Source organism: Pseudorhodoferax soli, from assembly GCF_003337555.1.
In the GTDB taxonomy this organism is placed as follows: Bacteria; Pseudomonadota; Gammaproteobacteria; order Burkholderiales; family Burkholderiaceae_C; genus Pseudorhodoferax; species Pseudorhodoferax soli.
In genome coordinates this window covers 129440-151838 of sequence record NZ_QPJK01000008.1, presented here as the reverse complement: position 1 = coordinate 151838, position 22399 = coordinate 129440, and the positions used below count along the sequence as shown (strand labels likewise).

19 protein-coding genes are annotated in these 22399 nt (G+C 69.8%); 3 read left to right on the top strand and 16 right to left on the bottom strand.

Annotation, left to right across the window (positions count from 1 at the left end):
• Positions 1-141: 141 nt before the first annotated feature.
• The 13 genes from DES41_RS26045 to DES41_RS25985 form a co-directional block, all read right to left on the bottom strand.
• The gene (locus DES41_RS26045) at positions 142-1281 is read right to left on the bottom strand and encodes a cyanophycinase (protein ID WP_211333078.1); all 1140 of its coding nucleotides are present in this window, start codon (positions 1279-1281) and stop codon (positions 142-144) included.
• 160 nt (positions 1282-1441) lie between these two features.
• A complete protein-coding gene (locus tag DES41_RS26040; protein WP_114470532.1) occupies positions 1442-2026 on the bottom strand; it encodes a PEP-CTERM sorting domain-containing protein in 585 nt (194 codons plus the stop codon).
• A 263-nt stretch (positions 2027-2289) separates the two neighbouring features.
• A complete protein-coding gene (locus DES41_RS26035; protein ID WP_114470531.1) occupies positions 2290-3360 on the bottom strand; it encodes a branched-chain amino acid ABC transporter permease in 1071 nt (356 codons plus the stop codon).
• 2 nt (positions 3361-3362) lie between these two features.
• Positions 3363-4391 carry a branched-chain amino acid ABC transporter permease gene (locus DES41_RS26030; RefSeq protein WP_114470530.1) on the bottom strand — a complete coding sequence of 343 codons (1029 nt, stop codon included), beginning with the start codon at positions 4389-4391 and terminating at the stop codon, positions 3363-3365.
• 32 nt (positions 4392-4423) lie between these two features.
• On the bottom strand, positions 4424-5161 hold the full coding sequence (locus DES41_RS26025) for an ABC transporter ATP-binding protein (RefSeq protein WP_114470529.1): 738 nt from the start codon (positions 5159-5161) through the stop codon (positions 4424-4426).
• Complete coding sequence (locus DES41_RS26020) at positions 5154-5936, bottom strand: ABC transporter ATP-binding protein (RefSeq protein WP_114470528.1); 783 nt, start codon at positions 5934-5936, stop codon at positions 5154-5156. Before DES41_RS26020 ends, DES41_RS26025 begins: the two co-directional genes overlap by 8 nt.
• A gap of 4 nt (positions 5937-5940) precedes the next feature.
• Positions 5941-7140 (bottom strand): substrate-binding domain-containing protein, encoded by a 1200-nt coding sequence (locus DES41_RS26015; protein WP_114470527.1) that lies wholly within the window; start codon positions 7138-7140, stop codon positions 5941-5943.
• A 32-nt stretch (positions 7141-7172) separates the two neighbouring features.
• The gene (locus DES41_RS26010) at positions 7173-8753 is read right to left on the bottom strand and encodes a long-chain-fatty-acid--CoA ligase (protein ID WP_170168292.1); all 1581 of its coding nucleotides are present in this window, start codon (positions 8751-8753) and stop codon (positions 7173-7175) included.
• Between the two features lie 292 nt (positions 8754-9045).
• The gene (locus DES41_RS26005) at positions 9046-9858 is read right to left on the bottom strand and encodes an amidohydrolase family protein (RefSeq protein WP_114470525.1); all 813 of its coding nucleotides are present in this window, start codon (positions 9856-9858) and stop codon (positions 9046-9048) included.
• A 16-nt stretch (positions 9859-9874) separates the two neighbouring features.
• Positions 9875-10885 carry a hydroxyacid dehydrogenase gene (locus DES41_RS26000; RefSeq protein WP_114470524.1) on the bottom strand — a complete coding sequence of 337 codons (1011 nt, stop codon included), beginning with the start codon at positions 10883-10885 and terminating at the stop codon, positions 9875-9877.
• A 13-nt stretch (positions 10886-10898) separates the two neighbouring features.
• Positions 10899-11945 carry a LacI family DNA-binding transcriptional regulator gene (locus DES41_RS25995; protein WP_114470523.1) on the bottom strand — a complete coding sequence of 349 codons (1047 nt, stop codon included), beginning with the start codon at positions 11943-11945 and terminating at the stop codon, positions 10899-10901.
• 3 nt (positions 11946-11948) lie between these two features.
• Entirely contained in the window at positions 11949-13826 is a 1878-nt protein-coding gene (locus DES41_RS25990) for a TRAP transporter large permease (protein ID WP_114470522.1), read from the bottom strand.
• Positions 13823-14851, bottom strand: coding sequence for a TRAP transporter substrate-binding protein (locus DES41_RS25985; protein WP_114470775.1), 1029 nt, complete (start codon positions 14849-14851; stop codon positions 13823-13825). Before DES41_RS25985 ends, DES41_RS25990 begins: the two co-directional genes overlap by 4 nt.
• Before the next feature lie 203 nt (positions 14852-15054).
• Here DES41_RS25985 and DES41_RS39630 point away from each other — a divergent pair, with 203 nt between their 5' ends.
• Genes DES41_RS39630 through DES41_RS25970 form a run of 3 tightly spaced genes read left to right on the top strand, consistent with a single transcriptional unit; the run spans position 15055 to position 18094 of the window.
• Positions 15055-16710 carry a methyl-accepting chemotaxis protein gene (locus DES41_RS39630; RefSeq protein WP_147282960.1) on the top strand — a complete coding sequence of 552 codons (1656 nt, stop codon included), beginning with the start codon at positions 15055-15057 and terminating at the stop codon, positions 16708-16710.
• A gap of 57 nt (positions 16711-16767) precedes the next feature.
• Positions 16768-17757 (top strand): alpha/beta fold hydrolase, encoded by a 990-nt coding sequence (locus tag DES41_RS25975; RefSeq protein ID WP_114470521.1) that lies wholly within the window; start codon positions 16768-16770, stop codon positions 17755-17757.
• Between the two features lie 37 nt (positions 17758-17794).
• The gene (locus tag DES41_RS25970; protein WP_114470520.1) at positions 17795-18094 is read left to right on the top strand and encodes a BrnA antitoxin family protein; all 300 of its coding nucleotides are present in this window, start codon (positions 17795-17797) and stop codon (positions 18092-18094) included.
• A gap of 8 nt (positions 18095-18102) precedes the next feature.
• Here the strand turns inward: DES41_RS25970 and DES41_RS25965 are convergent, their stop codons facing one another.
• The 3 genes from DES41_RS25965 to DES41_RS25955 form a co-directional block, all read right to left on the bottom strand.
• On the bottom strand, positions 18103-18885 hold the full coding sequence (locus DES41_RS25965; RefSeq protein WP_114470519.1) for an enoyl-CoA hydratase/isomerase family protein: 783 nt from the start codon (positions 18883-18885) through the stop codon (positions 18103-18105).
• Between the two features lie 20 nt (positions 18886-18905).
• Complete coding sequence (locus DES41_RS25960) at positions 18906-20882, bottom strand: acetyl/propionyl/methylcrotonyl-CoA carboxylase subunit alpha (protein WP_114470518.1); 1977 nt, start codon at positions 20880-20882, stop codon at positions 18906-18908.
• Between the two features lie 351 nt (positions 20883-21233).
• The gene (locus DES41_RS25955) at positions 21234-22388 is read right to left on the bottom strand and encodes an acyl-CoA dehydrogenase family protein (RefSeq protein WP_114470517.1); all 1155 of its coding nucleotides are present in this window, start codon (positions 22386-22388) and stop codon (positions 21234-21236) included.
• Positions 22389-22399 lie beyond the last annotated feature (11 nt).

Sequence of the window (22399 nt, the reverse complement as noted above, 5' to 3'; positions counted from 1 at the left end):
CAGCGCACCGGAGATCGCCAACGCTCTGCACACGTGCGCCGCCAGCAGCCGGAAACAGGCCTTGGTCCATCGCCTCGTGGCGCCTCGAAAGCTCGCCGCGCGACGGATGCAGCCAGGCCATGCGGCGGGCCACATGCGCGGCTACTGCCAGTCTGCCGGAGACAATTGACCGGCGTTCACATCGACGTACCGGTAGAGCGGCACACCCGTCCATTCGGTCAGGTTGAAAACGGTGGCGGAATCGGCCAGCTTGCGCACCTCCACCGTGGCCACCGACAAAGGTGTCAGCGGCTTGCAGACGGCGGGGGGGATCGAGGGACGGACAAAGTAGACGGCGCTTTCAGTCGTCGTCGACGGGTTGGTGACGCGGGTCGCAGTGACCGGACGGCCGTCACCATTGCCTTGCACCAGGAGGGCGGTTTCGACACCAATGCCGATGCCCCGCGCCGTCCTGTCGCCGCTGGAAGACGCCGGAAGAACACCGCCGCTGCATCCGTAGACGCTGCCCGACATGTTGACGGGCGCGACGATGCGCGAGATGAAGGTCACCAGGCGTCCCATGCGATCGCGGCTGTCGAAGTGTGAATCGAAGATCAGACTCTGCAAGGCAGGCGGTGCAATGAAGCCACCGCTCAGGCTCAAGGGAGAGGGGTCGAACGTGATGTCCCTGTAGAACGGATCGAGCATCGCCAGCTCTGACGTCGCCGAGTGGTAGAGCGCCGAATAGTCGAACTGCCCGAGCACCGCCAAGCCCGCGCTCGTTCCGCCGAGGGGGACGTTTCTTTGCATCAAGCCTTTGAGCGTCTGCTCCAGCGCTGTCCCTTTCCAGAACCGGATGTACTGGCCTTGGTCGCCACCTGCGATGAAGACCACATTGGCCTTGGCGACGATGGCATTCACGGCAGCGCTGTTGGCCGCCTTCACGCTCGGAATCACGAGCGTTTCGACCGACGACAGGCCTAGAGAGGCACCACCGACCCACTGGTCTGCGACCTTGTCGGACGTCGAGAGGCTTTCATCGCTGTAGAGGATATAGGGGTTGTATGCGTCGGTTCCACTGGCGCGAATCACGACCAGGCGCCCGCCACTACCGCGCGTGATGCCCGCGCGTCGAATCAGCCACCGGAACGCGGAATCCACGTCCGGGCCGCCGCCCATCAGCACGAACGAGGGCGTGGGGAGCGATGTGGGCGCCTTGACCACGGCGTTGACATTGCCCTCGGCGTAGTAGGAATAGAGCGGAACCGGCTTGGCGACCTCGAAGACGGCTTGCGCGAACACAGGGGGGCCCGCGATCCAGGACACAACGGCCATCGCTGCCGGGACAGCCACACGGTGGCAGAGCCGCGCGAGAGAAGCGCGAAGAAGGGAGCTTGACGGCATGGTTGGTCCTGGAAGAACGCGCAGTTCGGGACGGGGGCACCCGCGTCTGGGACGCGCGTCAGGCGGGTTGCGCCCTGGATGGGCGCCACTTGCCGACGCCCAGCATCGCCAGCAGCCCGCCCAGCATCAGCGAGAGCACTTGCGGCTCCGGCACCGTGGAAACGCCGAAAGCGAGCGTTCCAAATCGCCACATGCCCTCGGGTTCGTCGAACGCCAGGTCCTTGTAGGCATCGTGAAACTCCAAACGCAGCAATCCGTCGTCGCCCAGCTGGAAGTGCTGGCCAAGCAGGCGCAGGTCCTGGAATCCGGCGTAGCTGCTGCTGCCTTCGAAGTCGTCACCGCCGCCCGGAGTGAAGGTCACGCCATTGCCGAGCGAGTCGCTGAAGGTCAGTTGCATCTCTGACAGATAGCTCGGGTCGTAGCTGGTGAGCTGGAGGTCCCACTTCAAGCTCTCGATGGTCGCTCCTGCGCCAACAGACAGTTCTCTGACGATGTTGGTTTCGGCGCCTCTCTCGTCCATGTCCAGGGTGCCGGAAACGTCCACGGTCACATACACCTGGCTGGCTTGCGCAGCCCCGATATGCAGTGCGGAACCAAGTAGGAGCATGGCCGAGACGCGCGTCACGGAGGCCAAAAGCGTCATGGGGTCTCCTGCAGACGATGAGGTGACACCAGGAGTGGTCGAAGAACTCGAACCAGATCGGCTGCGTCGTGAAATCTGCATGCCGGGCAGTGTGTTGGAGCGGGCGGCCAGCCGTAAATACCGTGTTGGCGGGATGCACAGGCCGGCCCCCTCCTGCGTGGGACCACCTCGGCCGGCGGCGGTCGCCCGCAGCGCGGCAGACTTTCCACGGCCCGTGTCTCCCATTCCGGCAGCCGGTCTTCCCCGGCACGCGCCATCAGCGGCTACGCAGGGCGCCCACGCGCGCTCCGCAACCGCCCGACGATCCCGCTCGGGAAGAAGTACACCGCCAGCACGAACACCAGCCCCAGCCACAGCATCCAGCGGTCCGGGTGGAACAGCGCGGGCAGCAGCGGCAGGCCCTGGGCGCCTTCGCTCACGCCGCCCAGCAGGCTTTGCAGGTAGTTCTCGGCCAGCACGTAGAGCGTGACGCCGACCACCGCGCCGTAGACCGTGCCCAGGCCGCCGATCACGGCCATCAGCAGGATGTTGAGCATGACGTTGAAACCCACCGTGGTCTGCGGCCCCACGTAGCGCAGCCACAGGGCCATCAGCACGCCGGCGCAGGCGGCCATGGCGGCTGCCAGGCAGTTGATCGCGATGCGGTAGTGCAGCGTGCGGTAGCCGATGGCCTCGGCGCGGAAGTCGTTCTCGCGGATCGCCTGCAGCACGCGGCCGAAGCGCGAATTGACCACCCGCAGCATGAACAGGAACAGCACCAGCGACACCGCGAACACGAGGTAGTAGACGAAGACCTTGCCGTTGACCGTGACGCCGAACACATCGCCCTCGAACGGCCGGAACGCCGGCATGAGCACCTCCGGCAGGCGGAAGCTGCGGCCATCGTCGCCGCCCGTGAGATCCGACAGGCGCAGCACCAGCGCACCGAAGGCGGCGCCGAAGGCGAGCGTCATCATGGTGTAGAAGATCGCGCGCACGCGCAGCGAGATCAGTGCGATCAGAAAGGACAGCAGCACCGCCAGCGCGATGCCCGCAAGCGCGCCCAGCGCCATGGCGCCCCAGGTCGGGCCGAGACGGTGCATGGCGATGGCCACGCCATAGGCCCCGATGCCGTAGAACATGGCATGCGCGAACGAGACCACCCCGCAGTAGCCCAGCAGCAGGTCGAAGGACGCGACCAGCACCACGAACACGCAGACCGTGGCCGCCACGTTGAGCGCACGCGCGCCCGGGAACAGGAAGGGCGCGGTCGCCAGGTACAGCAGGATCAGCAGCAGCACGCCCGAGAGCACACGGCTGCGCGGGAAGTCGCCGGAGAGCAGGTGGGTCAGCATGGTCAGTGGTGGTTGACGGGGTACAGGCCCTGCGGGCGCCACAGCAGCACGCCCGTCATGACGAGGATGCTGGACACCAGGGCCAGGTCCGGCAGCAGGAAGCTCACGTAGTTGCTGGCCAGCGCGATCAGCATGGCGCCTGCGAAGCAGCCCGTGACCGAGCCCAGCCCGCCGATCACCACGATGATCAGCATCTGCACCAGCACCTCGGCACCGATGGCCACCGTGAACTGCTCGCGGTAGAAGGCCCACATCACGCCGCCCAGCCCCGCCAGCGCCGAGCCGGCCACGAACACGCCCACGAAGATGCCGCGCACGCGGTAGCCCAGGGCCTCGACCATGGCGCGGTTCTCCACGCCGGCGCGGATCAACAGGCCGATGCGCGTGCGGTTGAGCAGCAGCGTGAGCGCCACGAACACCACCGCGCCCACGCCCACGGCCACGAGCCGGTAGCGCTCCACGCCCACCTCGCCGATGACGATCGAGCCGCGCACGGCCTCCGGCAGCGGCAGCAGCATCTGGTTGACGCCGAACAGCACCAGCACCAGCTGCTCGATGATGATCATGGCGCCGATGGTCACGAGGATCTGCTTCAGATGGTCGCCGTAGGCCGGCCTGACGAACAGCCGCTCGTAGGCCCAGCCCAGCGCGGCCGTCACGGCCATGGCTGCCACGATCACGGCCGCGATCGCGGCGAGGCCCGCCCCCACCGCGGGCGAGGCCAGCAGGCCCTTGAGCGGCGCCACCAGCAGCGTGGCCGTGTACGCACCCACGGCCACGAAGGCCGCGTGGCCGAGGTTCATGACGTCCATGAGGCCGAACACCAGCGTCAGCCCGCTGGCCATGATGAACAGCATCATGCCCATGGCCAGCGCGGCCACCGTCAGCGTGATCCAGGTCGGCACGCTGCCGATCAGCGGGAGCGCCAGCGCGATGAAGCCGACGATCATGGCGGCCGGCAACCAGTCGCGCTGGCGGCCCGGCAGCGGCTCGGGCACGGCGGCGGCCGGCGGCGGTTCGAGGACGGCCATGGCTTCTCCAGGGGATGGGGTGGCGGTGCGCATCAATGAACAGCCCCGGCGTGCAGGCCCAGCAGACGGGACTGCAGGGCCTCGTCGGCCGACAGCGCGGCCATGGCGCCCGTGTGCACGATGCGGCCGTCGTCCATCACGGCCACGTGGTCGCCCAGGCCGCGCACGAAGTGGAAGTTCTGCTCCACGAGCAGGATGGTCGTGCCCCGCGCCTTGAGGTCTTCGAAGGCCTGGGCGAGGTTGTCGACGATGGCCGGGGCCAGGCCCTTGGTCGGCTCGTCGATCAGCAGCAGCTGGCGCGGCTCGACGATGGCCCGCGCGATCGCAAGCATCTGCTTCTGCCCGCCCGAGAGCAGGCCGCCGGGCCGCAGCCAGAAGCGCTTGAGCGCGGGGAACAGGCCGAAGATCCAGTCCAGCCGGGCGGCGTCGAAGCGCCCTGCGATGGCCGCCAGGCGCAGGTTCTCCTGCACCGTGAGGCCGGCGAAGATGCCCATGTCCTCGGGCACGAAGGCGATGCCCGCGCGTGCGATCTCGGGCGTGCTGGCAGAGGTGATGTCGCGGCCCGCGAAGCTGGTGCGGCCCCGGCTAGCCTGCCACAGGCCCATGATGGTGCGCAGCGTGGTGCTCTTGCCCGCGCCGTTGCGGCCCAGCAGCACCGTGAGCGCGCCACGCGGCACGGTGAGGTCCACGCCCTGCAGGATGTGGTACTCGCCGATGTGGGTGTGCACGCCTTCCAGGCGCAAGAGCGTGTCCTGGGCGTCATCAGGCATGCGCGGCCTCCTTGCGCACGCGGCGCACACCCAGGTAGGCCTCCTGCACGATGGACGAGGCCATCACCTCGGCCGGCTGGCCGTCGGCCACGAGGCGGCCGTTGTGCAGCACCACGATCCGGTCGGCCAGCGAATGGATCACGTCCATCTTGTGTTCCACGAGCAGGATGGTCTTGTCGCCGCGCGCCTTGAGGCGGCGGATCAGCTCCAGGATGACGGGCACCTCGTCCACACCCATGCCGGCCGTGGGCTCGTCGAACATCACGACCTCTGGCGCCAGCGCCATGAGCATCGCCACCTCCAGCTTGCGCTTGTCGCCATGCGGCAGGCTGGCCGCCAGGTCATCGCGGCGCGCGGCCAGGCCTACCTCTTCCAGGCAGGCCTCGGCCTCGGCGATGAGGTCGGCGCGCTGGCGCCACAGCGCCAGCATGTTGAAGCCGGCGCGGTGCCGGCTCTGCACCGCCAGCCGCACGTTCTCGGCCACGCTCAGCCGCGGGAACAGGTTGGTCAGCTGGAACGCGCGGCCGATGCCGCGCGCCGTGCGCTGCGCCGCAGACAGCCGCGTGATGTCCTCGCCCTTGTAGAGCACCGCGCCCGCACTGGCCTTCAGCTGGCCCGACAGCAGGTTGAAGTAAGTGGTCTTGCCGGCGCCGTTGGGCCCGACGATGGCCGTCAGCGTGCCGGCCTCGAAGGCTGCGCTCACGTCGTCGACGGCCGCGTGGCCGCCGAAGCGGATGCCCAGACCGCGGCTGGCCAGCGCGGGGGTGTCGGCCATCGGCTCAGCGCTTGACGGTGACCGGCACCGGCATCTCGGCAGCCGGGATCTCGCGCACGAGATCGAACAGGTCCCACTCGCCCTGCCCGTCCTTCTTCATGCGGAACTGGTACTGCACCTGCATGGCCTGGTGGTCTTCCTTGCGAAAGCTCATCTTGCCCTTGGGCGTGTCGAACTCCATGCCCTCCATGGCCGCGATGAGCTTGGGCGTGTCGACGCTGCTGGCCTTGCGGATGCCGGCCACGATGGCGGCCGCGGCCGTGAAGCCGCCCGCGGTGAACAGGTCCGGCGGCACGTTGTAGCGCTTCCTGTGCTCGGCCACGAGCCAGTCGTTCATGGGGTTCTTGGGGAAGTCGTAGTAGTAGAAGGTGCCGCCGCCCACGTCCAGGCCCTTCCAGGGCTTGGCGTTGTCCAGGTTGGCGCCACCGATGGACAGGAACTCGATGCCGTAGCGGCCCGGGTTCAGTTCGGAGATCTTGCGGATCGGGTTGGGCGCGCCCCAGATCACGACCAGGTACTTCTTGCCCTTGAGGTCCTTCATGCGGTCGAAGATGCGCTGCATGGGTGCCGTGAAATCCGTGGTCGACAGCGGGATGAACTCCTCGTGCGCGAGGTTCACCTTGCGCTTGGTCGCGCCCAGCGCCTCCTTGAAGGCCTTGACGCCGTCCTTGCCGTAGACGTAGTCGGGCGCGAGGAAGGCCACGTTGTCGCCATCGCCCAGCGCTGCGGCCGTGGCCAGCGCGTCCTGGAAGGAGTTGCGGCTCGCGCGGAACAGGTACTTGTTCCAGGCCGAGCCGGTCAGCGAGTCGGCGATCGCCGGCTCCAGCATGAGGATCCTGCCGTACTCCTCGGCCACGGGCGCCATGGCCAGCGCGCCGCCCGACCAGGAGGTGCCGATCGCGATGTCGGCCTTGTCGTCGGCGAAGGCCTGGGTCAGCAGCGCCTTGGACTGCTCGGGCTTCATCTGGTCGTCCTTGACGATGAGCTCGATCTTGCGGTCCAGCAGCGTCATGGATCCCTGCGTCAAATAGTCCAGCGCCAGTCGCACGCCGCGCTCGGTGTCGCGCGCGTACTGCTCCGAGGGGCCGGTCTTGCTCGCGATCAGTGCGATCTTGATGGGCTTGCCGGCCTGGGCCAGCACGGTGTGCGGCAGGGCCCAGCAGGCCAGGGCCGCGGTGGCCGCGAGGACGAGGTTCTTGTGCATGGCTTGTCTCCTTGGGTGTGTTCTTGGCGCGGTCAACCGACGGCGCGGCGCTGGCCCTGCCAATACGGCTCGCGCAGCACGCGCTTCAGGATCTTTCCGCTCGGGTTGCGCGGCAGCGCGTCGACGATGTCCACGCTCTTGGGGCACTTGAAGTGCGCGAGGTGCTCGCGCATGAAGCCGATGATGGCGGCCGCATCCGCGGCCATGCCCGGCCGCAGCACCACGCAGGCCTTGACGGCCTCGCCCCAGGTCGGGTCGGGCACGCCGATCACGGCCCCGTCGGCCACGGCCGGATGGCGCATGAGCACGTTCTCGACCTCGGCCGGGTAGATGTTCTCGCCGCCCGAGACGATCATGTCCTTGATGCGGTCGTGGATGTAGAGGTAGCCGCCCTTCAGGTAGCCGCCATCGCCCGAGCGGAACCAGCCGCCGTTGGCGTTGCGGCCTTCGGGGTAGGCGGCGGCCGTGGCCTCGGGGTTGCGCCAGTACTCCAGCAGGTTGCGGTCGGATTCGATCCAGACCTCGCCGACCGCCCCCTCGGCCAGGTCCTCGCGCGTGATCGGGTCGACGATGCGCAAGCGCGCGCCGCCGATGGGCCTGCCGGCCGCGCGCAGCAGTTCGGCGTCGCCGCCGCGGTGGTCGGCCGGCATCAGGAAGGTGGCCGGGCCCGAGACCTCCGTCAGGCCATAGACCTGCAGGAAGTCGCAGCCGAACACGTCGAAGGCCTGCTGCAGCACGGTCTCGCTGATCGGCGAGCCGCCATAGGCGATCAGCTGCAGAGCGGGCTTGGGCATGTCTCTCGCGCCCGGCACCTGCAGCATGAACAGCAGCATGGCCGGCACCACGAAGGTGTGGGTGATGCCGTGGTCCGCGAACGCCGCCAGGTAGGCCTTGGGGTCGAAGTCCGGGTACGAGGCGGTCTGTCCGCCCGTGTAGAGCGTGAGCAGCAGCATGGTCATGCCGGCCACGTGGAACACCGGCAGCGGGTTGCCCAGCACATGGCGGGCGTCGAAGTTCCAGTCGCGCGAGACGACACGCGAGGTCGACAGCAGCCCCGCGTGGGAGAGCACCACACCCTTGGGCAGGCCGGTCGTGCCGGAGGAGTACAGCTGCAGCGCCGCGTCCTGCGCATCCACCGGCACGGGCGTGCGCTGCGCGTCGAAGCCGGCGTACCAGTCGGCCAGGCCGGGCACGGCGCCGCTGCCGCCCCGCGTGCTGACCAGCGTGGTGATGCCCGGCAGGTCGGCCGCCTGCACGGTGGGCAGGAAATCGGCATCGGCCATCAGGAAGCGGGCCTCGCCGTGGTTGACGATGTAGGCCACCTCGGCCCCCGTGAGGCGCCAGTTCACGGGCATGCAGACGGCGCCGAGCTTGCACGCCGCCAATGTGACCAGCAGGCACTCGATGTGGTGCCTGGTCAGCACCGCAATGCGGCTGCCGCGGGACACGCCGGTGGCCGCCAGCGCGTTGGCCAGCCGGTTGGTCTCGCGCTCCACGTCGGCGAACGTGAGGCGGCGCTCGCCGCAGCGGTAGGCCGTGGCCTGGGGCCGGGTGGCCAACTGGCGGGCCAGGCCATCGACCAGGGTGCGGTCGTTCGTGGCGGGGTCTTGCATGCGCATGTCCTTCGTTGGAAAGCAGGTCCGGCCGGCCCAGCAGCCGGCCGCCTGCAACCGGCCACCATGCCCGCGTGGCGATGCCGAAGGCTACCGGCGGGGTTGCACCGGCTCTTGCGTCAACTCGCTGAGGCACTGCGGGTCTGCCCGGACGGACCGCCGGTCAGCGCAGCGCCTGGGCGCAAGACATGGCGGCGCTTGCGATGGAGCAACGCGCGTGCAAACGTCGCGCAGGGACGCACGCGTGCCAGCGCCTGGCATGGCCGGCGTGCGGCGCCTGCGCGCCCGCCGCTCAGAACCCGTACAGCGCGGCCGGGTTGTCCACGAGGATGTGGCGCGTCTTCCCTGCGTCGCCGATGCACTCCAGCGCCCAGTCGAGCAGCGCCCGGTTGTCGGGTACGGGCTGCACGTTGGGGTGCGGCCAGTTGCTGGCCCACAGGCAGCGCTCCGCATGGTGCGCGGCCAGCGCGCGCGCCAGCGGCGCCACGTCGGCATAGGCGGGCGGGCCACTGCGCGAGGTCTCGTAGGGCGCGGCCAGCTTGATCCAGCAGCGGCCGGCGTCGAGCACGCGGCGCAGCGTGCCGAAGGCCGCGTCGTCGGGCGTGGTCGGGCCCAGAAACTTGCCGATGTGGTCGATCACGAGCCGGCCCGGCAGCCGGCGCAGCCGCTCCACATGCAGCGGCATGTCGCGCCCGTCGAACTGCAGGTCGATGTGCCAGCCCAACGGCTCGACGCGCGCGGCCAGGGTCTCCAGGGCGTCCCATGCCAGCAGGCCGCCGGACAGCATCATGAAGCGGATGCCGCGGGCGCCGGCACCATGCAGGCGCGCGAGTTCGGCATCCGTCACCTCGGGCGGCACGACCACGACAGCGCGGGCGTCCTCGCCCAGCTCCGCCACGGCCGCCAGCGTGCAGGCGTTGTCGAAGCCGTAGCCCGTGGGCTGCACGACCACCGCGCGGCGCAGGCCCAGGGCCTGTTGCACGGCGCGGTAGGCCGACAGCGGCGCGTCGGGCGGCGTGAAGGTGGCGGTGGGCGCCAGCGCGTAGCCGGGCGTGTAGATGTGCACGTGGCAATCGCACGCGCCGTCGAATGCAGCAGAGGTCATGGAGCTTTCGGGAAGGTCAGGCCGGGGTGGCGGCGAAGGCGGGCCAGCGCCGCACGCGTGTGGCATCGCCCGCGTTGACGGCGCCGGGCGGCATCTCGCCGCGCACCAGCGCGCCCACCTGCGCGACGGTCTCCAGCGCCTGGTGCTCGATGGCCGGCGGCGTGAGCCCGCCGATGTGCGGCGAGGCCACCACGCGCGGGTGGGCGGCCAGCGCGGGGCTGGGCATCTGGTCCGGCGCCATGCCGACGTCCAGCGCGGCGCCGCGCAGGTGGCCGCTGTCCAGCGCGGCCCGCAGCGCGGCTTCGTCCACGAGCTCGCCGCGCGCTGCGTTCACGAAGAAGCTGCCCGGCCGCATGGCGGCGAAGGCAGCAGCGTCGAACAGGTGGTGGGTCTCGGGCTTGGCGGGCGCGAGGCAGACCACGAAGTCGCTCTCGGCCAGCAGCGCGGGCAGCGACGCCGGGCGCAGCGCGCCCTGTGCGGGCACGGCCTCGGGCGCGGCCACGCGCACCTGCATGCCGAGCGCCAGCGCCACATCGCACAGGTAGCGCGCGATCTGGCCGTAGCCGACCACGCCCAGCGTGCTGCCGCGCAGCTGGCGTCCCATCACTGGCGCCGGCACCTCGCCCGCGTGGTAGGCCGCGGTGTAGCGGCTCGTGCCGCGGCCCAGGTCGACCATGGCGCCGACGGTCCATTCCGACACAGAAGCGATGAAACCGGCGCTGGCCTGGGTGACCAGCACGCCGTGGCGGCTGGCGGCCGGCACATCCACGGTGCGGATGTCGATCGCGCAGCGCACGAAGGCGGCCAGTTGGGGCCGCGCCGCGAACAAGGCCTCGGGGCCGGCGGTGCCGCGGTAGGCGATCAGCGCATCGCAGCCGTCGAGTGCATCGACGAGCTCGGGCAGCGTGAGTTCGCGCGCCTCGGGGTTGCAGCGCACCTCGGCCACGCTGCGCAGCTGCGCCAGCGCGCGCTGGCCGAAGTAGTGGTCGAACTTGTCTTGCGGATGGCTCACGAAAACCGTCGTCATGTCTGCCTTGTTCTCATTGCGGTGGCGCCGCCACCGAGGCGCGCTCGACGAGCCGCACCTGGCGGAAGATCTGCTCGGGCGGCGGCGCTCCCTCGCCCGCGATGGCCTCGACCATGGCCTGGGCCATCTCGCGGATGGGCAGCTGCACGTGGGTCAGGCCGGGGTTGGACAGCGCTGCGAGGAACAGGCCGTCGATGCCCACCACGGAGACCTGCCGGGGCACGGCCACGCCGCCCTCGCGCAGCCCGGCCATGAGGCCCAGCGCCATGAGGTCGTTGAGCGCGACCAGGCCGGTCGGCCGCTCGGGATCGGCCGCCAGCTGCAGGCCCATGGCCCGGCCGACCTCGGCGATCACCGAGTCGCCGTATTCGTCCAGCGGGCCGCCGTCCAGCACTTTGGCGCTGCCGGCCAGGCCCGCGGCCGTGGCCGCGGCGTGGAAGCCCGCCATCTTGTCGCGCCGGCTCATGGTCATGCCGGCGACGGTGACGAAGGCCAGGCGCCGGTGGCCATGCGCGACCAGGTGGGCCGTGGCCAGGCGGCCGGCCTCGAAGTTGTCGGGCGTCACGTGGCCCACGGCCGAGGGCTGGCCCGGCGTGGCGCGGCGGTCGTAGCTCATGACGGCCATGCCGCGCTCCACGGCCGACTCCAGGTGGCGCTCCTCTGCGAGCGAAGAGATCACGATCACGCGGCGCACGCCATGGGCCAGCATGTCCTCGAAGAAGGCGGCCTCCTTGGCCGCGTCGCGGTAGGTGCTGCCGATCAGCAGGCGCAGGCCGAAGCGCTCCTGCGCGCAGCTCTCGACCTCGCGCGCGATGAAGCCGTACATGGGGTTGGCCATGGAGGGCACGAGCAGGCCGAGCAGCGGCGTTTGCCCGGTCTTGAGCTGCTGGGCCAGCTTGCTGGGGCGGAACTGCAGGGCCGCGATGGCGGCCTGCACGCGCTCGCGCGTCTCGGGCCGCATGCGGTCGCCTCGGCCGTTCAACACGTTGGACACGGTGCTGGCCGAGACCTCGGCATGGCGGGCGACATCCTGGATGGTGGTCACATTGGCAACGGGCATCGGCTACAGGCCGAGCCGGTTCGGCAGCCACAGCGAGAACGCAGGCACGACCACCAGCACGATGAGCGTGGCCAGCAGCACTGCCAGGTACTTCATCATAGGGCGCGCCACATCGCGCACCGTGGTGCCGGTGATGGCGCAGGTGGCGAACAGGCCCAGGCCGATCGGCGGCGCGAACAGGCCCAGGCCCATGGCGATCACCATGACGGTGCCGAAGTGCAGCAGATCGATGCCCAGTTGCTGCGCGATGGGTGCCAGCAGCGGGCCGAAGATGATGAGCGCGGGGGCGCCCTCCAGCACGGCACCGAACACGATCATGATGCCCACGGCCAGCAGCAGGAACATGGTGCTGCCGTAGTCCTGTGCGAAGGCGATCATCCAGCCCGAGACCATCTGCGGGATCTGCTCGATGGTCAGCGCGAACGACACGCTGGAGGCCGCCGCCACGATGAACAGAATGCTGCCCGCCATCGACGCCGAGCGCACGAACAACCGCGCCACCGAGGCCATGGTCAGCTCGCGGAAGGCCAGGCCGCCGACCACCAGCGCGTAGACGACGGCGAAGGCCGAGACCTCGGTCGACGTGGCCACGCCCGATGTGACGCCCTTGCCGATCATGCCGACCATCAGCAGCGCCACCAGCGCGCCGCCGATCAGGGGCAGCATGGCCGTGCGCTTGTCGAAGGCGTCGTCGGGGTTGATCTTCTTGCCCACGATGACGGCGATCACCGCCAGCGACAGCGCCAGCACCGCGGCCGGGATCAGCCCCGCCATGAACAGCCCTGCGATGGAGATGTTCGCGACGAAGCCCATGATGATCATGTTGATGCACGGCGGGATCGTCTCGGCCATCACCGCGGTGCAGGCCAGCAGGCCCGCGGCCTCGTTCGGGTCCTGCTTGGTGCGGCGCACGGCCGGCATGACGATGCCGCCCACGGCGGCGATGTCGGCCAGCTTGGAGCCCGACACGCCCGAGAAGAAGGCGGTTGCCAGGATGGAGATGATGCCCAGCCCGCCGCGCACGCGGCCGAACATGCGCAGCAACAGCTCGATGAGCCGGGCCGACATGCCGTTGGCCTCCATCAGCAGGCCGGCCAGCACGAAGAACGGGATCGCCAGCAGCACGAAGTGGTCGGCCCCGGCCATCACCTGCTGGGAATACACCAGCATCGGCAGGCTGGGGTCGGACAGGAAGTACAGCAGCGCCGCGAACGCCAGCGCGAAGCCGATCGGCACGCCCAGCACCAGGCCGCCGACGAAGCCCACCGCCAGCAGCAGGCCGTGCGGGATGGCGTGGCTGGGCAACACGAGGTTCCAGCCGTAGACCACCAGCGCGGCGACCACGCACCCGATGAGCGTGGCGCGCACCAGGCGGCCCGGGCCGTTGCAGGCGTTGGCGATGCCGAACAGCGTCATGAACGCGCTGCCGAACACCACGGGGAACACGTAAAGCCACTGCGGCAGCCCGATCGAGGTGGTCTGCTCCCAGGAATCCACCAGCAGCAGCACCGAGGACAGGCACAGGCTGGCCGACACGCCCGCGATGATCCAGTGCACGACCTGCACCATGGCCGGCCGCCAGCGCGTGGGCAGCATGTCGCGGAACAGGTCCACCCCCACGTGCTGGCTGCGCGCCAGCACCGTGGCGGCGCCGAAGAAGACCAGCACGATCATCAGGGCACGCGCGATCTCCTCGGCCCAGTCCACCGGGTCGTGCAGGAAGTAGCGGAACACCACCGACAAGAAGACCACGACCACGTCGACGGCGAGCACGATGCCCGAAAGGGCCTCGGTCGCGCGCGTGAGGCGGCCGAGCCAGTTGCCGGCCGTGGTGTCGGAGCGGAAACCCAGCGTCGGCGCGGTGCCTGCCGCTGCGCTCATGCCTGTCCCCGCGCTGCGTCGATGGCCTTGAACAGCGGCTCGGTCACCGGATGCTGCCTGGCGAAGCCGGACCACAGCGACTTCTGCATCTCGGCACGCACTGCGGCACGCTCGGCCGCGGCCATCGGGAAGAAGGTCATGCCCTTGGCCTTGAGTTCCTCCACGGCCGCCGTGCTCTTCTGGCTGGCGATGGTGCGCTGCTGCGCGGTGGCCGTCGCCACGGCCTGCATGAAGGCCGGCTGCAGGTCGGCCGGGATCTTGCCCATGCCGCGCTTGCCGATCACCACCACCATGGGGCTGAACAAATGCTCGGTCAGCCAGCAGGACTTGGTGACTTCGTTGAGCTTGCTGGCCAGCACCGTGGCGGCGTCGTGCTCGAAGCCGTCGACCACGCCGGTCTGCGCCGCCATGTAGAGCTCGCCGAACGGGATCGGCGTGGGGATGGCGCCCATGGCCTTGAAGGTCTCGATGAAGGCCGGCGTGGGCAGCACGCGCAGCTTGACGCCCTTGATCTCCGCGAGCGACTTGACGGGCGCCTTGGTGTAGACGCTGCGCGCGCCGAAGTGCGAGGCCCAGGTCAGCACCGAGCAGCCCGAGCGCTTGTTGAGGATCCCGTCGAGCTGCCTGCCGACGCTGCCGTCCAGCGCCTTGCCGGCATGGGCGTAGCTGTCGAAGAGGTAGCCCAGATCCAGCATGCCGATTTCCGGCGCCACGGTGGCGAAGATCGACGAGCCGGTGACCATCATGTCGATGGAGCCGACCTTGACCTGCTGCACCACGTCGGCTTCCTTGCCGAGCTGGTTGTTCGGGAAGTAGTCGATCTTGAAGCGATCGCCGGTGCTGGCTTTCAGCGCCGTCTCGAAGCTGCGGTACCAGACGAAGTGCGCGGCGTTGTCGTCGGCCAGCATGGAGGAGGAAAAGCGCAGCGCGATCGGCGCCTGGGCGCGCGCCACCCATGGCGCGGCGGCGCTGGCACCCACGGACGACAGGGCGGCGGTCTGCAAGAAGCTGCGGCGGGATGGCATGGCGGTCTCCGGTTTGTGCATCGGTTTACTGAATCGATTTACTATATCGATGCACAGCAGAGGAGGCCTTCGGGTTTACCCACCGTCTGCACCAGGTTGCGCGCGTGGAATCCGTCACAGTTGCGCGACATTTGCGGCTGACTTCGTCCTACAGTGGTCCAGTCCCGGCAAAGACCGGGTTCCACAACAACAGGACCACGACGATGTTGAGCAACCTGAGCATTCGCGCCCGGCTGAGCCTGGCGTTCGGCGGCCTGGCCGCCCTGGTGCTGGCCGTGGCCGGCCTGGCGCTGGTGGAACTGGCTGCGGCCAACGACCGCTTCCTTCAGTACACCCAGGGACTGAGTGCCCGCGCCACCGTGGCCGCCCACGTGCGCGCCGCCGTGGACGACCGCGCCATCGCCGCGCGCAACCTCGTGCTGGTCACGCAGGCGGCCGACCTGGCCACCGAGAAGGCCGCCGTCGCCGCTGCACACCAGCAGGTGCAGGACCAGCTGGCGCAGCTGGGCCGCATGCTGGCGGCCGACACCACTGTGTCGGAGCAGGCGCGCAAGCTCGTGGCCGACATCGGCCAGGTCGAGCAGCGCTATGGCCCGGTGGCGCTGGCCATCGTCGAACTGGCGCTGAACCAGCAGCGCGAGCAGGCTGTGGCCCGCATGAATGCCGAATGCCGGCCGCTGCTGGCTGCGCTGGTGCGCGCCACGAACGCCTATGCGGATTACACCGAACAGCGCACCCGCGACCTGCAACTGCAGGCCGCCGTGGACTACGGCCGCCAGCGCGGCCAGTTGATCGCGCTGTGCCTGCTGGCGGTGGCCGCAGCCATCGTGGCGGGCTGGTGGATCACGCGCGGCATCACGCGGCCGCTGAACCGGGCCGTGCACGCAGCCGACCGCATCGCCGCCGGCGACCTGGGCACGCTCATCGCAGCCACGGCGCGCGACGAAACCGGCCTCTTGCTGGCCGCGTTGGAGCGCATGCAGCAAGGCCTGGTGGACACCGTGCAGGCCGTGCGCGGCAACGCCGAGAGCGTCTCGGCCGCCAGCACGCAGATTGCCCAGGGCAACAACGACCTGAGCCAGCGCACCGAGGAGCAGGCGTCGGCGCTGCAGCAGACTGCCGCTGCCATGGAGCAACTGGGCAGCACGGTGCGCCACAACGCGGAGAACGCGCGCCAGGCCGGCGTGCTGGCCGGAGATGCCTGCGCGGTCGCCGTGCGCGGCGGCGCCGTGGTGGGCGATGTCGTGACCACCATGGGCGGGATCCAGGACAGCACGCAACAGATCGGCGCCATCATCGGCCTGATCGACGGCATTGCCTTCCAGACCAACATCCTGGCGCTGAACGCCGCCGTGGAGGCAGCCCGGGCCGGTGAGCAGGGCCGCGGCTTCGCGGTGGTGGCCAGCGAGGTGCGCACGCTGGCGCAGCGCAGCGCCGAAGCGTCCAAGCAGATCCGTTCGCTGATCACAGCCAGCGTGTCGCGCGTCGAGCACGGCACGGTGCTGGTCGGCCGCGCTGGCGACACCATGCAGGAGATCGTGGCATCGGTCCAGCGCGTGTCCGAACTCATGGCGGCCATCAGCATGGCCAGCCAGGAGCAGAGCCTGGGCGTGGAACAGATCGGCCAGGCCGTGGCGCAGATGGACCTCACGACCCAGCAGAACGCCGCTCTGGTCGAGGAAAGCGCCGCGGCAGCCGCCAGCCTGCAAAGCCAGGCCAGCGAGCTGGTCGAGGCGGTGGCGGTGTTCCGCCTGACGGCCGACGAGGCAGAACGGCCTGCCGCGCACCGCCCGGAGCGCGGTGCCAGCGCCTCGCGCCTGCGGGGCGACGCCTTGCCCGTGGGCTGGGCCGGCGCCTGAGAACGGCCCACCCGCGCGCGACACCGCGCCCCGGGCCGCCGCGCTAGAGTGCGCGGCATGAACACCACCACACCCTCCCCCGCCGCGGCGGCACTCCCGGGCTGGCGTCGTCTGCAGAGCAACGGCATCGCCATGGCCGCCAGCGTGGTGGCAGCGGCGCCGGGCAAGCCGACCGTCGTGCTGCTGCACGGCTTCCCGGAACTGGCCTACTCCTGGCGCCACCAGATCGACGCCCTGGCCACCGCCGGCTACGGCGTGCTGGCGCCCGATCTGCGCGGCTACGGCGCCACCGGTGCGCAGGGCGCGATGGAGGACTACCGCATGCAGAACCTCGCGCTGGACGTGACGGGCCTGCTCGATGCGCTGGGCATCGCGCGCGCGGTGGTCGTCGGCCACGACTTCGGCGGCGCACTGGCCTGGACGCTGGCACGCGACCATGCGGACCGCGTGCTGGGCGTCGTCTCGCTGAACACGCCTTACACGCGCCGCACCGAGACCGACCTGGTGGAGACCATGCGCCGCACGCGCGGCCCCACGCACTACATGGTGCAGTACCAGGAGCCGGGCGTCGGAGAGAAGCTGCTGGGCGAGGATGTGGACGCCACCTTCCGCGGCCTGATGCGCCGGCCCGGCGTGACGCTCGAGCAGTTCGCACAGGTGCCGCAGGCGTTGCAGGCCCTGCCGGCCGAGCTGTTCAAAGGCGATGAGAAGGTGATGGGGGCACCGCTGCTCAGCGATGAAGAACTGGCCGTGTTCGTGCGCGCCTACGAACGCAACGGCTTCACGGGCCCACTCAACTGGTACCGCAACCTGCGCCGCAACTGGGAGGACACCGCCAACACGCCCGACCGCATCGAGGTGCCGGCGCTGATGGTCTGCGCCGCGCAGGACATCTTCCTGCCGCCCTCGACCACGCGCGGCATGGAACGCATCGTGCCCGACCTGGAGCGCCACACCGTGGCCGACTGCGGGCACTGGACGCAGCAGGAGAAGCCGGAGGAGGTGAATGCACTGCTGCTGGACTGGATCGGGCGGCGCTTCCCCTGAGGTTCGCTGGCGCCTGGCACATCCACGGTGAAGCACGATGTCGACAACATCTAGGCGAGCCGCCGTCGTGGTTCCGACGGCGGCCGAAGACAGAGCCATCAATGCGGCTGCGCGCAGCGATCCGGACGCCCAGCCGCTGACGCCTGCGCAACTCAAGGCCATGGTTCCCTTGCGCGCATTGCGCGGCCGCCCCCCGTCGAACAACCAGAAGGTGCTGGCGTCGGTGCGTTACAGCCGCGAGGTGGTGGACTACTTCAAGTCAACCGGCGACGGTTGGCACTCGCGCATGGACGAGGTGCTGCGCAAGCACGTGAACCGGCGCGCACGCAGCGGCTGAGTGCCTCGTCAGCGCCCCGTCCACACCGGCTTGCGCTTCTCGTTGAACGAAGCCAGGCCTTCGCGCGCGTCCTCGGTCATCGCCAGCAAGGCGATCTGGCTCTCGGTGTAGGCGATGCCTTCGTCGAAGGACATCGTGGCCATCGCGCGCATGGCGTACTTGCCGCGCCGGATCGCGGTGGGTGATTTGCCGGCCAGGCGCTGCACCAGCCACTCGGTCTTGGCGTCCAGCTCGGCGCCGGGCACCACGTGGTTCACGAGGCCGGCCTCGCGCGCTTCGGCCGCGCTGAAGGGCTCGCCGGTCAGGCACCACTCGCGCACGGTGCGGCGTGGAACGATGTCCTGCAGCAGGCTCAGCACCTGCATGGGGAAGAGGCCGATCTTGACTTCGGGCAGGCCGAATTGCACATGGTCTGCCGCAATGGCCAGGTCGGTCATGCAGGCCAGGCCCACGCCGCCGGCCATGCACACGCCGTTGATGCGCGCGATGGAGGGCAGCGTGCCGTTCTGCACCTCGCGCAGCATGTCGGCGTAGTCCACGCTGGGCTGCGACAGGTCGAACGCGAAGCCGGCGCCGGGCTGCAGGTCGCCACCGGCGCAGAAGGCCTTCTCGCCCGCGCCGGTCAGCACGATCACGCGCACACCGGGGTCGGCATGGGCGGCGCGCCAGCCGGCGCGGATGCCGGCCACCACGTCCTTGTTGATGGCGTTGCGCTTGTCGGGCCGGTTGATCGTGATCCACAGCGCGTGGCCGCGCTTCTCGCAGACCACGGGCTCGGGTGCGGTGTCCATGTGCTTCTCCTGTCGGTGGCTCAGGCGGTGGCCGCAGCTTCGATCTCGGCGACCACGCGCTGGGAGGCGACCTGGTCGCCTGTCTTCACGTGCAGCGCCACCAACCGGCCGCTGCAGGGCGCGGCGTGGATGTGTTCCATCTTCATGGCCTCCAATGTCACCACCGGCTGGCCCGCCTGCACCACGTCGCCCACGGCGGCCAACACGGCCACCACGCGGCCATTCATGGAGGCGCGCAGCTTGCCGTCACCGCCCTGCTCGCCCTGGCGCTGCGCCACCGCGCGGGTCTGGTCCAGCACGCGCAGCGGCTGGCCGCGCAGGAGCAACAGCAGGCTGGCGCCATCGCGGTGGAACACCACGCGTTCGGCCAGGCCGCCGCAGGTGAAACGCGCGGTGCCTGCGCCGAGTTCGTCCAGCACCACGTCGTGGCGGGCTTCGCCGATCTCGACCTGGTAGCGGTGGCGGCTGGGCTGCGTCAGCCGCGCGCCGACGGCCTGGCCGTGGAGCTCGAAGCGCAGGCCGGTCGGCAGGCGGTGCGTCATGCGCTGCGCCGAGGGCGCACGCTGCGCGCCCGTGGTCTCGTCCAGCAGCACGGCGGCGATGGCCGCAGCGCGGGCGTGCAAGGCAGCGTCCTGCATCAGCAGCGCCTCCTGGTGCTGCGCGATGAAGGCCGTGGTGGCGCCGCCGGCCGCGAACACCGGATGCGCCAGGCAGCGCTGCAGGAAGGCCTGGTTGGTGGTGACGCCCAGCGCCACGGCATCCTCCAGCCCCGACAACAGCTGGCGGCGCGCGGACTCGCGCGTATCGCCGTGCGCGATGAGCTTGGCGATCATCGAGTCGTAGAACGGGGGAATCTCGGCGCCCGGCTCCAGCGCATGCTCCACGCGCAGCGCGCCGGGCATCTGCCACAGCGCCATGGTGCCGCTCTGGGGCATGAAGCCCTTGTCCGCATCCTCGGCGCACAGGCGCACCTCGATGGCATGGCCCGAGAAGCGCACGTGCTCCTGCGTGAGCGGCAGCGCCTCGCCGGCGGCCACGCGCAGTTGCAGCGCCACCAGGTCGAGGCCGGTGACGGCCTCGGTCACTGGATGCTCGACCTGCAGCCGCGTGTTCATCTCCATGAAGTAGAAGTTGCCTTCGCGGTCGAGCAAAAACTCCAGCGTGCCGGCGCCTTCGTAGCGGATCGCCTGCACGGCCCGCACGGCCACGGCGCCCATGCGCGCGCGCAACTCGGCGGTCACGGCTGGCGATGGTGCCTCTTCCACCAGCTTCTGGTGGCGGCGCTGCACCGAGCAGTCGCGCTCGCCCAGGTGGATGGCGTGGCCGTGCCGGTCGGCGAAGACCTGGATCTCGATGTGGCGCGGCTCGACGATGGCGCGCTCGAGGATCACCTCCGGATCGCCGAAGGCGCTCTGCGCTTCCGAGCGCGCGCTGCGCAGCAGTTCGGGGAACTCCTTGGCCGAAAGCGCCAGCCGCATGCCACGCCCACCGCCGCCGGCCGTGGCCTTGATCATGACCGGGAAGCCGATGCGCGCGGCCTCTTGCGCCATGCGTTCCTCGCCCTGGTCCTCGCCTTGGTAACCGGGGATGCAGGGGACGCCAGCCTCGATCATCAAGGCCTTGGCACCGGCCTTGTGGCCCATGGAACGGATGGCCTCCGCCGACGGGCCGATGAAGACCAGTCCGGCGTCCTTGCAGGCCTGGGCGAAGTCTTCGTTTTCGGCCAGGAAGCCGTAGCCCGGGTGCACTGCATCGGCGCCGGCAAGGCGGGCCGCCTCGACGATGGCGGGGATGCGCAGGTACGACTGTGCGGGCAAGGGATCGCCGATGCAGACGGCCTGGTCGGCCTCGCGCACGTGGCGCGCACAAGCGTCGGCCGTCGAGTACACGGCCACCGTGCGGTAGCCGAGCGCGCGCGCCGTGCGGATGATGCGCAGCGCGATCTCGCCGCGGTTGGCGATCAGGATCTTGCGGAAAGGGGTGGTGGGGGTGGTCATGTCGGTTGTGCGTGGCGCTGGGCTGCTGGGGTCGCGTGCAGGGGTGGCGCTTCGGCCGAGGCCACCGGGTGGCTCCTTCCGCGAATGTCCCCCGCCAGGGCCGCAGGCAGCCCCGGCTCCTCCTTTATTTCGCTGCAGGAGCCACCCGGTACCCTCGACCTTGGAGACGCCTCGTCGTGCTGGCACATGCGACGCGAGGCTGATAGACCACGTCGATGGCATGCCCTGTGCAGCGAAATAAAGGAGGAGCCCCGGGCCGCCTGCGGCCCGGGGCGGGGGACATTCGCGGAACAGGGCATGCCGTCGGCGGGGTCCCGCGCCGCGGCCAGCAGGAATGCGTGCAACGGCATGTCAATGCCCCGTCGGGAACGTGCCCATGAACTTCGACAAGATCTGCAGCATCACCTCGTCCGCCCCACCGCCAATGGACGTCAACCGCCCGTCGCGGAAGATGCGCGAGATCGGCGTTTCGTCCATGTAGCCCATGCCGCCCCAGAACTGCAGGCAGCCGTCGGCCACCTCGCGGATCACGCGGCCGGCCTTGAGCTTGGCCATGGTGGCGGTGCGCGTGGCGTCCTGGCCGGCCACGACCTGCTGCACGCCCTGCCAGCTCAGCGCGCGCAAGGCCGCCACCTCGGTCTGCAGTTCGGCCAGCTTGAAGTGCACCCACTGGTTGTCCAGGATGGAGCGGCCGAAGGCGCGGCGCTCGCGTGTGTAGGCGACGGTGGTGTCGATGGCGCGCTGGGCCATGGCACCGCAGTTGAGTGCGCCCCACAGACGCTCGATCTGGAACTGCTCCATCTGGTAGATGAAGCCCATGCCCTCCTCGCCGATCCGGTAGCGCTGCGGCACGCGCACGCCGTCGAAGTGCAGCTGCGCCGTGTCAGACGCGTGCATGCCCATCTTGCGGAGCTTGCGCGCCACGCTCACGCCGGGCGTTTTCATCGGCACGACGATCAGCGACTTGTTCTTGTGCGAGGCGCCTTCCGAGGTGTTGGCCAGCACCACGCAGAAGTCGGCCTGCGTGCCGTTGGTGGTCCACATCTTGCCGCCGTCGATGACGTAGTCGCCGCCCTCCTTGCGCGCGGTGGTCTTGACCGAGGCCACGTCCGAGCCGCTGCCGACTTCGGAGACGCCCAGGCAGGCCACGTACTCGCCGGAGATGGCGGGCGCGAGGAACTCGTCGCGCAGCTCCCGGCTGCCGCGGTGGGCGAGCGCCGGCGTGGCCATGTCGGTCTGCACGCCGATGGCCATGGGGATGCCACCGCAGTGCATGTGGGCCAGGGCCTCGGCCATCACGGCGCCGTAGGAGTAGTCCAGGCCGGCGCCGCCGTTTTCGGCAGGCTTGGTCAGGCCCAGCATGCCGAGCGCGCCCAGGCGGCCGAAGACCTGGTGGGCGGGGAAGATTTCAGCGCGCTCCCATTCGTCGACGAACGGATTGACCTCCTTGTCGATGAAGCGGACCAGCGTGTCGCGCACGCTCTCGTGTTCGGGCGTCAGTTGCATCGCTGGGGTCC

Excerpts from the sequence above, each read along its gene's own strand:
- DES41_RS26040 (WP_114470532.1), bottom strand. The coding sequence starts at position 2,026 with ATGACGCTTTTGGCCTCCGTGACGCGCGTCTCGGCCATGCTCCTACTT.
- DES41_RS26035 (WP_114470531.1), bottom strand. The coding sequence starts at position 3,360 with ATGCTGACCCACCTGCTCTCCGGCGACTTCCCGCGCAGCCGTGTGCTC.
- DES41_RS26030 (WP_114470530.1), bottom strand. The coding sequence starts at position 4,391 with ATGGCCGTCCTCGAACCGCCGCCGGCCGCCGCCGTGCCCGAGCCGCTG.
- DES41_RS26025 (WP_114470529.1), bottom strand. The coding sequence starts at position 5,161 with ATGCCTGATGACGCCCAGGACACGCTCTTGCGCCTGGAAGGCGTGCAC.
- DES41_RS26020 (WP_114470528.1), bottom strand. The coding sequence starts at position 5,936 with ATGGCCGACACCCCCGCGCTGGCCAGCCGCGGTCTGGGCATCCGCTTC.
- DES41_RS26015 (WP_114470527.1), bottom strand. The coding sequence starts at position 7,140 with ATGCACAAGAACCTCGTCCTCGCGGCCACCGCGGCCCTGGCCTGCTGG.
- DES41_RS26010 (WP_170168292.1), bottom strand. The coding sequence starts at position 8,753 with ATGCAAGACCCCGCCACGAACGACCGCACCCTGGTCGATGGCCTGGCC.
- DES41_RS26005 (WP_114470525.1), bottom strand. The coding sequence starts at position 9,858 with ATGACCTCTGCTGCATTCGACGGCGCGTGCGATTGCCACGTGCACATC.
- DES41_RS26000 (WP_114470524.1), bottom strand. The coding sequence starts at position 10,885 with ATGACGACGGTTTTCGTGAGCCATCCGCAAGACAAGTTCGACCACTAC.
- DES41_RS25995 (WP_114470523.1), bottom strand. The coding sequence starts at position 11,945 with ATGCCCGTTGCCAATGTGACCACCATCCAGGATGTCGCCCGCCATGCC.
- DES41_RS25990 (WP_114470522.1), bottom strand. The coding sequence starts at position 13,826 with ATGAGCGCAGCGGCAGGCACCGCGCCGACGCTGGGTTTCCGCTCCGAC.
- DES41_RS25985 (WP_114470775.1), bottom strand. The coding sequence starts at position 14,851 with ATGCCATCCCGCCGCAGCTTCTTGCAGACCGCCGCCCTGTCGTCCGTG.
- DES41_RS39630 (WP_147282960.1), top strand. The coding sequence starts at position 15,055 with ATGTTGAGCAACCTGAGCATTCGCGCCCGGCTGAGCCTGGCGTTCGGC.
- DES41_RS25975 (WP_114470521.1), top strand. The coding sequence starts at position 16,768 with ATGAACACCACCACACCCTCCCCCGCCGCGGCGGCACTCCCGGGCTGG.
- DES41_RS25970 (WP_114470520.1), top strand. The coding sequence starts at position 17,795 with ATGTCGACAACATCTAGGCGAGCCGCCGTCGTGGTTCCGACGGCGGCC.
- DES41_RS25965 (WP_114470519.1), bottom strand. The coding sequence starts at position 18,885 with ATGGACACCGCACCCGAGCCCGTGGTCTGCGAGAAGCGCGGCCACGCG.
- DES41_RS25960 (WP_114470518.1), bottom strand. The coding sequence starts at position 20,882 with ATGACCACCCCCACCACCCCTTTCCGCAAGATCCTGATCGCCAACCGC.
- DES41_RS25955 (WP_114470517.1), bottom strand. The coding sequence starts at position 22,388 with ATGCAACTGACGCCCGAACACGAGAGCGTGCGCGACACGCTGGTCCGC.